The following is a 12,418-nucleotide window of genomic DNA, read 5'->3' on the forward strand; positions in this document are numbered from 1 at the left end:
CCGGTGCTTGATCAAAACCTGCCGCGGCTACTTCACGCCGAGCTTGCTGGCTTCCTCGAAGGTCGGGCAGGTGCGCTGCTCCAGCGGTGTGTCGAAGGGCTGGTAATTGTCCTTGGTGATGACGGTCGGCTTCAGCACGATCTCGTTGATGACGGGCTGTTCGCGCAGGGCTCGGATCGCCATCATGGTGCCGAGGCAGCCTTGCGCAAATCCGTTGTAGTCGCCGCTCGCCAGCAGCTTGCCGGACTTGATCGCGTCGATGGCTTCCTTGGTGCCGTTGATGCCGATCACCTGGGCCTTGCGGTTGGCGCCGTCGAGCGCCTCGATCGCGCCGACCGCCATGGCGTCGTTGGCGGCGAGCACGCCGTCGATCTGCGAATTGGACTGCATCAGATTCTCCATCACCTGGAGCGCCTGGAGCCGCTGATAGTTGCCGGGCTGCGAGGCCAGTAGCTTGGCGCCAGGCGTTTCCTTCAGTGCGTCGTTGAAGCCGCGGACGCGGTCGACATTGGTCAGCGAGCCCTTGACGCCCTCGATGATGACGATGTTGCCCTTGCCGCCCAATGTCTTGAGCAGGAAGCGAGCGGTCTCGAGCCCGAGGCTGTAATCGTCAGCGCCGATGAAGGAGAGGAATTTTCCGCCGGCGGAGCGGTCGGTGATGTTGACGACGGGGATTTTTGCGTCGTTGATTTTTTCGACCCCCGGCACCATCGCCTTGTAGTCGACCGGCGTGAACACGATCGCGCTCGGCTTCTTCACCACGACGTCCTCGATCTGGCTGAGCTGCTCGGGGATCGAGTCCGGCTTGGTCGGGATGTACTGAAGCGTCTTGGCGTTCAGCGTCTTCGCCATGTTGTCAGCGCCGACCCGCACCGTCTGGAAGAACGGGTTGGTCTGGTTCTTGGTGAAGACGGCGATCGTCTCGCCGTCGGCACGGGCCTGTGTGGTGAACGCGGCGGCCATCAGCAGCGGCAGTGCGAAATAGCCCAATTTCTGTTTCATGTGATCTCCATCCCTCATTTTGCTTTGTTGGATTGCTTGAATACTCTTTACGTTCGGCGCCGGGTCTTCATGTCGAGCCAGACTGCGAGAATGACGATGATACCGGTGACGAGCGGCTGCCAGTTGGCGCTGACCGACAACAGATTCATCCCGTTCAGCACCAGCGTCAGGATCAACGCGCCGATGAAGGTGCCGAACACGGTGCCGACGCCGCCGAACAGCGAGGTGCCGCCGATCAGCACGGCCGCGATTGCCGGTAATGTCAGGCTCTCGCCGATATCGGCCTCCGCGGAGTTGAGCCGCGACAGGAAGATGATCGATGCGAGCCCCGCCATGATGCCGGAGACGGCGTAGACCAGCAGCAGTCGCCGGGTGACCGGAATGCCGGAGAGACGGGCCGCAACCGGATTGGCGCCGATCGCATAGATCTCCTGGCCCCAGATCGTGCGCTGGGCAAACAGCGTTCCGATCCCGAGGAACACCAGCAGCAGATAGACCGGGATCGGCAGGCCGAACAGATAGCCGCTGCCGATCTGGCGGAAGCCTGCCGGGAAGCCGTGAAGGGTTTCGCCCGCCATGTACCAGTAGGTCAGGCCGTTCAGGACCCAGAGCATGCCGTAGGTGGCGATGAAGGAGGGGATGCGCAGCGCCGTCACCATCACGCCGTTGAGCAGCCCGACGATGCCGCCGCAGGCGAGACCCGTCAGGATGCCGAGCGTCGGTGAGCCGGTGGTGTGGATCACGGTCCCGGCGACGCAGGCGGATAGCGCGACGTTGGCGCCGACCGAGAGATCGAGTCCGGCGGTGAGCACCACCAGCGTCAGGCCCGAGGCGATGAAGAAGGTGAGGCTCGCCTGCCGCAGCACGTTGAGGATGTTGCCGAGGCTGAGGAAGGAGTCGTTCAGCACCGCCAGCACGGCGCAGATCAGGAACACGGCGAGCAAGCGGTAGAACAGCTGGATCGCGTCCTGGGACAGGAAGGAACGGGGCGGCGAGAGCGCCTCTTTGGTGATGACGGTCATGACCGGCTCCGCAGGCCATCGAGGAACAGCGCCACGATGACGAGGACGCCGACGCTTGCGACCTGCACCGAAGAGGGCAGTGAGACCAGGTTCAGTCCGTTGCGCAGCACGCCGACGGCGATGACACCGAGCAAAGTGCCGAGCAGCCAGCCATTGCCGCGCTCGAACGAGGTGCCGCCGACCGCAACCGCCGCAATCGCGTCGAATTCCAGCCCGAGACCCGCGGTCGGATGCCCCGAATTCATGCGAGCGGTCATCAACAGCCCGGCGATGCCGGCCATGGTGCCGCCGATGGCGTAGACCGCGATCAGGAGCTTGTTGGGCGAGAGGCCGGCATATCGCAGCGCCTCGCGATTTCCGCCGAGCGCGAAGACGTAGCTGCCGAAGCGGGTGTGATAGAGCAGGACATGAAACGCGGCGTAGGTCACGAGCGCAACCACGATCGGCACGGGAATGCCGAGGAGGGTCGCCGAATAGATATCGCGGACGCTGTGGGGAATGCCGACCACGCTCTGGCCGTCACTGACGATCAGCGACAAGCCCTGGGCCATGCCGAGGGTGCCGAGCGTCGCCACGAACGGCGGAATGCCGAGGATCGCAACCAGCCAGCCGTTGACCGTGCCGAAGGCCGCGCCGACGGCAACGCCGGCGCACAGCCCAAGCAGCATCGACTGGGTCGCGAGCGAGACGATGGCGACGCAGAGCGAGGTCAGCGTCAGCACCGCGCCCATCGAGAGATCGAGGCCCTCGGTCATGATGATCAGCGTCATCGGCAGCGCCAGCATGGTCAGGATAGTCGACTGCACCAGCACGTTGGAGAGGTTGGCGGCCGAGAGGAAGCCGGGCGCAATCGCGCCGAACAGCACGATCAGTGCGCCCAGCACGATGGCGACGCCGGGAATGCGCTGCAGCGGATTGGGTTGTGAAACGACCGCGGCCTCACGCATGATGCATCCCCAATCGCACGATGTTCTCCTCGGTCAGTTCGTTGCGCGCGAGGTGCCCGGCGACGCGGCCCTCGCGCATCACATAGGCGCGGTCGCAGACGTGGCAGATCTCGACCTGCTCGGAGGAGATCATCAGGGCTGCGGCGCCTTCGGCCACCAGCCGGTCGATCAGCGCGAAGATCTCGGACTTGGCGCCAACGTCGATGCCGCGGGTCGGTTCGTCGAAGATGAAGAGCTTGGCGCCGGCAGCTAACCACTTGCCGATCACGACCTTCTGCTGATTGCCGCCGGACAACAGTCCGACGGTCTGGCGCGCGCTCGGGGTCGCGATGCGAAGCTGCCGGATCAGTCCGTCGGCGGTGCGCTGGCCGCTGCGGGGATCGAACAGCCCGCTCGGAAACAATTTGCGCAGCGCTGACACCACGAGATTGTCACCGACCGAACGTAGCAAAGCGAGCCCCTCGCTCTTGCGGCTTTCGGGGATCAGCGCGATGCCACGGCGGGCGGCCACATCAGGCTCGCCGGAGATCGGCTTGCCGTCGAAGATGATCTCGCCAGAGGTGGTCGGATCGGCGCCGAAAATGGCGCGCGCAACTTCGCTACGGCCGGAACCGACCAAGCCGCAGAGGCCGACGATCTCGCCGCGGCGCACCTCGATGTTGATGTCAGAAATTCCGCTCAGTGAGGTCAGGCCCTTGACCTGAAGCAGCAGCTCGCCGGGCTTGTCGGCAAAATTGCGCGGATAGGTCATGTCGACGGTGCGGCCGACCATCATGCGGACGAGCTGGTCGGGCGTGACGTCGGCCGGGCGAACGCCGTCGATGCGGCGGCCGTCGCGCAAGACCGTGATGCGGTCGCCGAGCGAAAACACCTCGGCCATGCGGTGCGAGATATAGACGATGGAGACGCCGTCGGCCTTCAGCCGCGCGATCAGTGCGAACAGCAGCTCGGTCTCGCGGTCGGACAGCGCGGCAGTCGGCTCATCCATGACCAGGATGCGCGCGTTCTGGCTGATCGCTTTCGCGATCTCCACCATCTGCTGCTGGGCAACGCCGAGTGTGTTGACGACGACGGATGGGTCGATGTCGAAGCCGATCATGTCCAGCAGGCGTTTTGCGTCGGCCAGGATCTTGCGGCGGTCGATGGTGCCGGGGATGCGCCCCTTCGGCTCGCGGCCGAGAAAGATGTTCTGCGCAATGTCGAGATATGGGACGAGCGAGAACTCCTGGAAGATTACGGCGATGCCGAGCTTCTGCGCGTCCGCGGTGGACGTGATGGTGACCTTCTCGCCCTTGTGGAAGAACTCGCCGGCATCGGCCCGGTAGGCGCCGCACAGCACCTTCATCAGGCTCGACTTGCCCGCACCATTCTCGCCGAGCAGCATGTGCACTTCGCCGGGGTAGAGCGCGAAGGAGACGTCATCCAGCGCCTTGACGCCCGGAAATTCCTTGCTGATGCCGCGCAGCTCGAGCAGCGGCGTTGCGGAGTCCTCGGCGGAGGTGGGAGCAGCCATCTGCAATGCCGTGCTCATGGCCGTGCTCCCGCAAAGATCTTGCCGGGATTCATCAATCCGTCTGGATCGAGCGCGGTCTTGATCGACCGCATCACATCGACGGCTTCGCCGAGCTCATCGGCGAGATAGCCGATTTTGCCTAGCCCGATGCCGTGCTCGCCGGTGCAGGTGCCGTCCATCGCGATGGCGCGGCCGACCATGCGGGCCTGGAGTGCCTTGGCGCCGTCGATCTCCTCCGGCTTTGCCGGATCGACCAGGATCAGCATGTGGAAATTGCCGTCACCGACATGGCCGACGATCGGAGCGGTGAAGCCGTGCTCGTCGGCGTCGCGGCGGGTGTTGGTCAGGCATTCCGCAAGCCGCGAGATCGGCACGCAGACATCGGTGATGACGGCGCGCGCGCCGGGCCGCAAGCCCAGGCCGGCATAGAGCGTGTTGTCGCGGGCATGCCACAGCCGGCTACGGTCTTCCGGCGCCTTGGCCCATTCGAAGCCGCGGCCGCCATGCTCGGCGGCGATCGCCTGCGCGAGCTCAGCCTGCTCGGCAACGGCGGTCTCCGAGCCGTGGAATTCGAAGAACAGCGTCGGCGCCTCGCGATAGCCGAGTTTTGCGTAGGCATTGATGCCACGCATCATGACGTCGTCGAGCAGCTCGACGCGTGCAACGGGAATCGCCGCCTGGATGATGCCGATCGCGGTATCGACCGCGTGGTGCAGGGTATCGAAGCTGCACACTGCCGCCGAGATCGCCTGGGGCAGGGGATGCAGCTTCAGCGTGACCTCGGTGATGACGCCAAGGGTGCCTTCCGCGCCGACGAACAGCCGGGTCAAGTCGTAGCCGGCCGCCGATTTGCGGGCGCGCCTGGCGGTGCGGATCACGCGCCCGTCCGCCAGCACGACCTCCAGCGCCATGACGTTGTCCTTCATGGTGCCGTAGCGCACCGCCATGGTGCCGGATGCGCGCGTGGACGTCATGCCGCCGATCGAGGCGTCCGCGCCGGGATCGATCGGAAAGAAAAGCCCGGTGCCGCGCAGCTCGGCATTGAGCTGCTTGCGGGTGATACCGGGCTGGACCACGACATTCATGTCGCTGTCGTGCACGGTCAGCACCTTGTTCATGCGCGCGAAATCGATGCAGACGCCGCCCGCGACCGCGGACGCGTTGCCCTCGAGCGAGGTGCCGGCGCCGAACGGCACGATCGGCGTGCCCGCGCCGGCGCAGAGCTTGACGATCTCGGCCACCTCCTGCGTCGTCTCCGGATAGACGACGATGTCCGGGGGCAGGGCGCGGTAATAGGACTCGCTCTGGCCATGCTGATCGAGCACGCCGCGCGCGACGCTCGTGCGCGGACCGATCATGCCTGTGAGGCGCTCAGCCAATGCGGCTATGCTGACCCGCGGTCCCATCGTCTCTCCCGTTGTCCGTCCTTGTGCGGCCGCTTGTCAGGCCGTTCAGTTCTGTAACCGGCTTACGCCGCTTGTGCCTTGCTTGCGACCTGCTTCACGCCGAAATCATAGTTGAGATGGAAGTAGGCGCCATCCACCATGCGACCATCCGGCGCACGACCGGCCGGGCAGCGTGCGAAGTCATGGATCAGGCTGTCCTTGACGCCGAACACCACGTCGGAGTCGAGATATTTGTCCCCGGCCACGAACACATGCGTCACGAGCTGCTCGAAGCCCGGCGCCGTGATCATGAAGTGCACATGGGCGGGGCGCCAGGGATGACGTCCCTGCGCCTCCAGCATGTCGCCGACCGGGCCGTCATGCGGGATTGGATAGGCGGCAGGCTTGATCGACCAGAAATGGAAGCGGCCGTTGGCGTCGGTATGGAAGCGGGCGCGCATCGCGAGATCGCCGATCTCGTCGAGCTGCTGCACGTCGTAATAGCCGTCATTGTCCGAATGCCAGACGTCGACCACGGCGCCCGCGAGCGGCCGGCCGTCTACGGTCGAGACTGAGCCCGTGACGATCATGGCATCGCCCTCCATGGCGCCGGAGATGTCGTCGCCGTTCTGCTTCTCGGGCGCGGCCTGGACGAAAAACGGCCCCAGCACGGTCGTCTCGGTGGCGCCTTCGGGCACGGGATGGTTGATCGCGTCGACCAGCATAGAGACCCCGAGCGTGTCCGACAGTAGGATGAACTCCTGGCGCTTGTCGTCGCACATGTGGCCGGTCCGGGTCAGGAAGTCGATGCCGAACTCCCATTCCTTCTGGGTCGGACGGACCTCGCGCACGAAGGCGTGGAGATGACGCACCAGCGCTTCGCTGACGTGCTTGATGCGCGGATCGGTCGCGCCGGCGATGCGCTCCAGCACCGCGTCGGCGATCGTGTTCTCGTTGAAGTTACGCAAATGTGCCTCCGTGGATCAGAGTTTGGGCTCGCCAAGGCCCGACAGTCGTTCGAGATGCTTGACGGTTGCGATGAAGTCGGTCTCGCCGTCGCCTTGCGCGACCAGCGCGCCGTAGGTCTCGCGCACCTGGGCTGCGAGCTGCAACGGCACGCCGACGGCATGGCCGGCGCCGAGGATGAGGTCGAGGTCCTTGGCCATCTGCTTGCAGGAGAAGGACGAGACGAAGTCGCGAGTCCGCAGCGGCGCGGTCTTGTACTTCACCATGGGCGAGGCGACGGCGCTGTCGTCCAGCACCTTCAAGATGTCCTGCCAGCCGATGCCGCCCTTGCGCGCCAGCGCCAGGCTTTCGGCCATCATCGCGGCCGAGACCGCGATCATGAGATTGACCGCGAGCTTTGCGTAGCGGGCTTCCTCGCTTGGGCCGAGATAGGTCTGCGCGCGGGTGAAGCTTGCGAACAGCAGTTTTGCGCTTTCAAAAGCGTCCTTGGGGCCGGATACAAAGCAGCTTAACGCCCCGGTATGGACGATGCTGGCATTGCCCGACACCGGCGCCCGCAGATAGGCGATTCCGCGTGCCTGCGCGGCGGCATCGACCTCAGCCGAGGCCTCGGCACTGACCGTGCTGGTTTCGATCAGGACCGATTTTGGCGCCATCGCGGTGACGAGGCCGGTCGGGCCGAGCATCACGGCGCGCAAGGCGGCATCGTCGGGGAGCGATGTGATGACCATCGGGCGCCCATTGACCGCGTCGGCCGGCGAGCTTGCAACCGCGATACCGTGTTCGCGCGCCTCACTGAGCCGCGCCGCGCTCTGATCGAAGGCGGTGACGGCATAGCCGGCCTTGGCGATGAGCTCTGACATCGGCAGGCCCATCTTGCCGATGCCGATGAAGGCGATGTGTTTGGATGTGTCAGTCATTTTTGTTGTCCGTTGGCCGCAATCTGGCTGCGTGCCCTTGTCGTTCGATGTCCTGCACCAGCCGCTGGCCGGATTGCGCGAGCAGCTCTTTCTTCTGCGCCAGCCCATCGACCAGCAGTTTGCCATCCCGCTTCTTCCAGACGCCGCCGATCATGACCGCCTCGATATTGGCGAGGCTCGTCTGCATCACCACGGTGGAGACGGGATCGTGGACCGGAAAGAGGTTGAGATCATCGGCGTTGATGACCACGAGATCGGCGAGTTTCCCCGGCGTCAGCGAACCGATCTCGTTCTCGCGGCCAAGCATGCGTGCGCCCTCGGTGGTGATCCAGCGGAGCGCCTCGCGCGCAGGGATCGTGGTCGTCGCCGGGATGGTGCCCTGGCTCTTGCGTGACTCGGCATTGTCGAGCGCGCGCTGCATCGACAGCGCGACGCGTGCGGCGGAGAAGAGATCGCCGGCCAGCACGGATTCCAGGTCGATGCCGATGGTGGGCCGGACGCCGCGCTTCAAGAGCCGCCCGGTGATCGGAAAGCCGTGGCCCTGGATCATCTCGTTCTCCGGCGTCACCGAGAACGTGACGCCGAGATCGATCAGCTTTTGCAGCAGATCGTCGGGCAAATCGTTGCCATGGACGATGTTGACGTCGGGGCCGACGAGATCGGCTTCGATCAGCTTCTCCCAGCCGCCTTGTGTCTTCGCCGGACCGCCGCCCTGATGCATCGAGGCGATCAGGCCAAGCTCTCGCGCCAGTCGGAAATCATGCATCGACACCTCAAGTGTCGAATAATGCGGGCCAAGGATGGCAAGCCCGAGCGTGACCAGGCCGTTGCGATCGGCCAGGGGACCTGCCAGCAGGCGTTCGACCTCGCGGCGCGGATGCGGCACTTCCGAGAAGTGCGGCTCGCCCGGTTTTGGCTCAGGCTTCGGCGAGCCATGGAAGAAGGCGGCGCGGATGCCGCTCTCGAGCAGGCCGCGTACGGCGGCGTCGGTATGATCAGGCGTCGGGTTGTTGTGGCACCAGTCGACCAGCGTGGTGGCGCCGCAATTGATCTGGTTCAGCGCGCCGACGAGGGTTGCGATGTAGATATCGTCCGGCCCGAACAGTGTCGCAAGCCCCGCATGCATGCGGCGGAAATATTCGAGCAGCGTCCAGTTCGCAGCATAGCCGCGCAGCGCCGTCTGCCAGGTGTGCATATGCGCGTTGATGAGCCCGGGGATGACGATGCGGCCGCGGCCGTCGACGATCTCGGTCTCGGTCTCGGCGGCGCCGCTGCCGAGGTCGATATTCGGACGCACCTCGGCGATCCGCCCGTTCTCGACCAGCACATCGCTGTCACGGAGTTCGCCGATGCGATCGTCCATGCTGATGATCGTTGCTGACTGGATCAGGGTGCGCAGCATCTCGGTCACGCCACAGCTTTGGTTGCGGCTGGCGGCTCGCCGGCCCAGGCGCGCGCGATCAGGTCGCGGATGGCGCTGCGCTCGAGCGGGCGCGGATTCCAGTAGGCGTTGGTGACGGCAAGGTCGGCCGCCTTGTCGATGCCGCTTTCGGGCATGCCGATGTCGCGCAGCGCCAGCTTGGCGTTGAGCCCGCCGGCAAGATCGTACAGGCACTGCGCCGCATCGGCAGCACCGATCGCGCGCGCGATCCGCGCCATTGCCTCGGGCGCGGCGGGTGCGTTGTAAGCGAGCGCATGCGGCAGCACGATGGTGTGGGTCTCGGCATGCGGTAGGTCGAAGGTGCCGCCGAGCGTGTGGCAGAGCTTGTGATGCAGTGCCATGCCGACGGTGCCGAGGCAGACGCCGCACAGCCAGGCGCCGTAGAGCGCATCGCTGCGGGCGGCGCGATCGTCGGGCTTGGCGGCAATGGCGGGCAGGGCGCGCGCCAGCGCTCGGATGCCTTCTTCCGCCATCAGGGAGGTCACGGGATTGGTGTCGCGTGCGTAGAGCGCCTCCACCGCGTGCGCGATGGCGTTGATGCCGGAAGTGGCGGCAAGGCCCACCGGCAGCGTCAGCGTCAGGTCGACGTCGTAGATCACGGTCTCAGGCAGCACGGCTGTGTCGCGCACCGTGGTCTTCAGGCCGTTTTCGGTCTGGCCGAGGATCGGGGTCATCTCGGAGCCAGCATAGGTGGTGGGGATGCAGAGTTGCTTGACGTCGGTGCGCAGGGCCAACGCCTTGCCGAGGCCCGTGGTCGAGCCGCCGCCGAGCGCGACCACGCAGTCGGCATCGCACGCTTTCATCGCCGCGAGGGCCTGCGCGGTCACCTCGACCGGCGTGTGCATCGTGGCGCCTGCGAAGATGCCGGCATAGAGCGGGCCCAGCGCGGCGCCGAGCTTGGCGCCCTGGGCTTCCTGCTGCGGCGTCGTCAGCACGAGCGCGCGCTTGCCGCCGAGACGCTCGACCTCGGCCTTGGCCGCAGCCAACGTTCCACTGCCGAACACGACACGGCAGGGCAGATTTTCAAAGGTGAACGAACCGATCATGCGCCGGTCTCTTTGATGGGATAATCGACCTGGAAGCGACCGATCCGCAAGTCGCCGAGCTCCTCCCGCACCCGCAGGTGTTCCGGATGGGTGGCGTAGGCCTTCAAGGCAGCACTGTCAGTAAACTCGGAGACCAGCACAACGTCGCAGGCATAATCGACATCGCTGACGTCGACCCCGACCTCGATATGCGTAAGGCCGTCGATCCGGCCCTTGAGGCCCTCGAACAGGGTTTTGACCTTGGTGCGGGCCACCGAGCGCTCCGCTTGGGTCTCCCCGCGCAGCCGCCACATCACGATGTGCTTGATCGGGCCCGACATTTTCCAGATTTCCTCACCTGCATCTTGCTTGTTGGCCCCATTTTGCCTTGCAGAAATCGGAAATAAAGGCCAAAAATCGTAAGTCTCTTTTCCGATATGAGGAAGAATGGACCGTCTCCTCCAGCTCGAGGTTTTCGCCAGGACGGCCGAACTCGGCAGCCTCTCCAAGGCTGCGGACGTCTTGCGGATGTCGAACGCGGCGGCGAGCCGGCACTTGAGCGCGCTGGAGGAGCGGCTCGCGGTCCGGCTGATCGAGCGCAACACGCGCCGGCAATGGCTGACCGAGGCCGGCCAGGAGCTGTTGCAGCGTTGCAGCACGCTTCTGAACGAACTCGCCGAGGCCGAAGATGCCGTCAGCGACCGCGCGCTGTCGCCCAAGGGTATGCTGCGCGTCACGAGTTCGTTGTCCTTTGCGATGATCTACATGGCGCCGATGCTGCCGGCGTTTCGCAAGCTCTATCCCAAGCTCGACGTGCAGATCATCGCCGCCAACCGCTATCCCGATTTCATCGAGGCCGGCATCGATGTTGCGATCCGCACCAGGGAGCAGGAGCCCGACTCCAACATCATCATTCGCCGCATCGGACAGATGCGCCGGGTGCTGGCGGCCGCCCCGTCCTATCTTGCCACGCACGGCCAGCCCGAGCATCCGGCCGATCTCGCGCGCCATGACATGCTGATCTACAACCTTGCCAACGATCCCTATTCGCTGCGGCTTCAGCAAGGCAATGCGGCGCAGACCGTGCGCATCGCGCCGGCGCTGGACAGCAATGACGGCCAGGTCATCCGCGGTGCGGCGCTTGCGGGCCTCGGCATCCTGATCCAGCCGCTTTACATCGTGCAGGGCGACATCGCGGCCGGCAAGCTCGTGCCAGTGCTGATGGATTGGGAGCTGCCGCTGCTCACGATGAACGTGGCCTATCAGAACCGCGTCCGGCTGCCGGCCAAGATCAGGGTGTTCTCCGATTTTCTGGTCGCCCACATCCGCGCGCATTCGGATGCGGGGATCTGGATGGACGCCACGTAACCCACGCGACAAGGCGGCAGGCTCAGTTCGTCAAAACTGCCGTATCAGCCGCTATTGCTTGGCAGCCAGCGCGCCCAGGCAGCGATTGAGATAGTCCGTGCGATCCCTGGGCAGCACCTTTTCGAGATCTGCCTTCAGCGCACATTCGCGCTGACGCATCTGCTCAGCCCGGCGCTTTTCGGCGGCCTCGCGATATTCGGGGGCGACCTTGCCGGGATCGACCAGCGCCTGCGAGCGCGCGGGCGCCATGGCAACAAGCGCGAGGGCAGCGACGATAATGACCTGTTTCAAATGAGCCTCCGTAAAGGCTCATCCTAGCGCCATGTGTCCGAACGCTCAAACCGCAACTGCGGTCGAGAGCTTGCCGGTATCTGCTTCCGCCTCAGGCACTGCATCGCGCTAACCGGGCGCTGCGCGGTACCAAGGCTGTGCGCGATGTGGAGTTCGCCGAGTGGAGCCCGTCACTTCGGGGCGTGGTCGATCTTGTGCCCCAAATGCCCGGTGTCGTGATCGCGACGCAACTGGCTCAGCGACGTCTCGTTCAACTGAGCCAGCACCTCACTGAGCTGGGTCGTATCCGGATAACCGGCCGCAAACCCCTTGCCGTAGATCTTGCGCAATGTACCCACCAGCGTGTTGCCGTGCTTCTTGCTGATCGCGCCATCCTTGTCCCGATGGCGACCATCCAGGCCCGGTTCTTTCATGTGTCTCTCCCTGTGCGGCGTCTGCGCGCCTGGAGTGAGCGTGCTCCCAAACGAGTTGATTGGCAACGGTGGGGCGCGCGGGAGTTGAGGGCTGGCTGGTGGTGCCGCGACAGCGTTGCTTTTGC

At 65.1% G+C, this 12,418-nt stretch carries 13 protein-coding genes; 1 reads left to right on the forward strand and 12 read right to left on the reverse strand.

Annotated elements, in window-relative coordinates; all coding sequences use genetic code 11:
• Positions 1 to 27: 27 nt before the first annotated feature.
• The 10 genes from ACPPVR_RS21635 to ACPPVR_RS21680 all read right to left on the reverse strand — a co-directional run bounded on the left by ACPPVR_RS21635 (position 28) and on the right by ACPPVR_RS21680 (position 10,562).
• A complete protein-coding gene (locus ACPPVR_RS21635) occupies positions 28 to 1,002 on the reverse strand; it encodes a sugar ABC transporter substrate-binding protein (RefSeq protein WP_426608616.1) in 975 nt (324 codons plus the stop codon).
• Between the two features lie 47 nt (positions 1,003 to 1,049).
• Positions 1,050 to 2,024, reverse strand: a complete 975-nt coding sequence (locus ACPPVR_RS21640) for an ABC transporter permease (protein WP_426608617.1) — start codon at positions 2,022 to 2,024, stop codon at positions 1,050 to 1,052.
• On the reverse strand, positions 2,021 to 2,971 hold the full coding sequence (locus tag ACPPVR_RS21645; RefSeq protein WP_426608618.1) for an ABC transporter permease: 951 nt from the start codon (positions 2,969 to 2,971) through the stop codon (positions 2,021 to 2,023). The genes ACPPVR_RS21640 and ACPPVR_RS21645 overlap by 4 nt, the downstream gene beginning before the upstream one ends.
• Positions 2,964 to 4,502 (reverse strand): sugar ABC transporter ATP-binding protein, encoded by a 1,539-nt coding sequence (locus ACPPVR_RS21650; RefSeq protein ID WP_426608619.1) that lies wholly within the window; start codon positions 4,500 to 4,502, stop codon positions 2,964 to 2,966. Before ACPPVR_RS21650 ends, ACPPVR_RS21645 begins: the two co-directional genes overlap by 8 nt.
• Complete coding sequence (locus tag ACPPVR_RS21655; protein WP_426608620.1) at positions 4,499 to 5,890, reverse strand: FAD-linked oxidase C-terminal domain-containing protein; 1,392 nt, start codon at positions 5,888 to 5,890, stop codon at positions 4,499 to 4,501. The genes ACPPVR_RS21650 and ACPPVR_RS21655 overlap by 4 nt, the downstream gene beginning before the upstream one ends.
• A 62-nt stretch (positions 5,891 to 5,952) precedes the next feature.
• A complete protein-coding gene (locus tag ACPPVR_RS21660) occupies positions 5,953 to 6,837 on the reverse strand; it encodes an intradiol ring-cleavage dioxygenase (RefSeq protein WP_426608621.1) in 885 nt (294 codons plus the stop codon).
• A 15-nt stretch (positions 6,838 to 6,852) separates the two neighbouring features.
• Complete coding sequence (locus ACPPVR_RS21665; protein ID WP_426608622.1) at positions 6,853 to 7,755, reverse strand: NAD(P)-dependent oxidoreductase; 903 nt, start codon at positions 7,753 to 7,755, stop codon at positions 6,853 to 6,855.
• The gene (locus ACPPVR_RS21670) at positions 7,748 to 9,157 is read right to left on the reverse strand and encodes an amidohydrolase family protein (protein ID WP_426608623.1); all 1,410 of its coding nucleotides are present in this window, start codon (positions 9,155 to 9,157) and stop codon (positions 7,748 to 7,750) included. The genes ACPPVR_RS21665 and ACPPVR_RS21670 overlap by 8 nt, the downstream gene beginning before the upstream one ends.
• A 5-nt stretch (positions 9,158 to 9,162) precedes the next feature.
• Positions 9,163 to 10,242, reverse strand: a complete 1,080-nt coding sequence (locus ACPPVR_RS21675) for a maleylacetate reductase (protein WP_426608624.1) — start codon at positions 10,240 to 10,242, stop codon at positions 9,163 to 9,165.
• On the reverse strand, positions 10,239 to 10,562 hold the full coding sequence (locus ACPPVR_RS21680) for a Dabb family protein (RefSeq protein WP_426608625.1): 324 nt from the start codon (positions 10,560 to 10,562) through the stop codon (positions 10,239 to 10,241). The genes ACPPVR_RS21675 and ACPPVR_RS21680 overlap by 4 nt, the downstream gene beginning before the upstream one ends.
• 106 nt (positions 10,563 to 10,668) lie before the next feature.
• Here ACPPVR_RS21680 and ACPPVR_RS21685 point away from each other — a divergent pair, with 106 nt between their 5' ends.
• On the forward strand, positions 10,669 to 11,589 hold the full coding sequence (locus tag ACPPVR_RS21685; protein WP_426608626.1) for a LysR substrate-binding domain-containing protein: 921 nt from the start codon (positions 10,669 to 10,671) through the stop codon (positions 11,587 to 11,589).
• 51 nt (positions 11,590 to 11,640) lie between these two features.
• On the opposite strand, the gene ACPPVR_RS21690 is transcribed toward ACPPVR_RS21685, so the two are convergent.
• Both ACPPVR_RS21690 and ACPPVR_RS21695 read right to left on the reverse strand, forming a co-directional pair.
• Positions 11,641 to 11,880 (reverse strand): hypothetical protein, encoded by a 240-nt coding sequence (locus ACPPVR_RS21690; RefSeq protein ID WP_426608627.1) that lies wholly within the window; start codon positions 11,878 to 11,880, stop codon positions 11,641 to 11,643.
• A gap of 170 nt (positions 11,881 to 12,050) precedes the next feature.
• A complete protein-coding gene (locus tag ACPPVR_RS21695; protein WP_426608628.1) occupies positions 12,051 to 12,293 on the reverse strand; it encodes a hypothetical protein in 243 nt (80 codons plus the stop codon).
• Positions 12,294 to 12,418 lie beyond the last annotated feature (125 nt).

Origin of the sequence: Bradyrhizobium sp. McL0616 (assembly GCF_049993385.1) — a bacterium.
In the GTDB taxonomy this organism is placed as follows: domain Bacteria; phylum Pseudomonadota; class Alphaproteobacteria; order Rhizobiales; family Xanthobacteraceae; genus Bradyrhizobium.

What these genes read in the sequence shown, in the direction of transcription:
- ACPPVR_RS21670 (WP_426608623.1), bottom strand. Translation starts at nt 9,157, where the DNA reads ATGCTGCGCACCCTGATCCAGTCAGCAACGATCATCAGCATGGACGAT.
- ACPPVR_RS21665 (WP_426608622.1), bottom strand. Translation starts at nt 7,755, where the DNA reads ATGACTGACACATCCAAACACATCGCCTTCATCGGCATCGGCAAGATG.
- ACPPVR_RS21640 (WP_426608617.1), bottom strand. Translation starts at nt 2,024, where the DNA reads ATGACCGTCATCACCAAAGAGGCGCTCTCGCCGCCCCGTTCCTTCCTG.
- ACPPVR_RS21655 (WP_426608620.1), bottom strand. Translation starts at nt 5,890, where the DNA reads ATGGGACCGCGGGTCAGCATAGCCGCATTGGCTGAGCGCCTCACAGGC.
- ACPPVR_RS21695 (WP_426608628.1), bottom strand. Translation starts at nt 12,293, where the DNA reads ATGAAAGAACCGGGCCTGGATGGTCGCCATCGGGACAAGGATGGCGCG.
- ACPPVR_RS21635 (WP_426608616.1), bottom strand. Translation starts at nt 1,002, where the DNA reads ATGAAACAGAAATTGGGCTATTTCGCACTGCCGCTGCTGATGGCCGCC.
- ACPPVR_RS21650 (WP_426608619.1), bottom strand. Translation starts at nt 4,502, where the DNA reads ATGAGCACGGCATTGCAGATGGCTGCTCCCACCTCCGCCGAGGACTCC.
- ACPPVR_RS21675 (WP_426608624.1), bottom strand. Translation starts at nt 10,242, where the DNA reads ATGATCGGTTCGTTCACCTTTGAAAATCTGCCCTGCCGTGTCGTGTTC.
- ACPPVR_RS21685 (WP_426608626.1), top strand. Translation starts at nt 10,669, where the DNA reads ATGGACCGTCTCCTCCAGCTCGAGGTTTTCGCCAGGACGGCCGAACTC.
- ACPPVR_RS21645 (WP_426608618.1), bottom strand. Translation starts at nt 2,971, where the DNA reads ATGCGTGAGGCCGCGGTCGTTTCACAACCCAATCCGCTGCAGCGCATT.
- ACPPVR_RS21680 (WP_426608625.1), bottom strand. Translation starts at nt 10,562, where the DNA reads ATGTCGGGCCCGATCAAGCACATCGTGATGTGGCGGCTGCGCGGGGAG.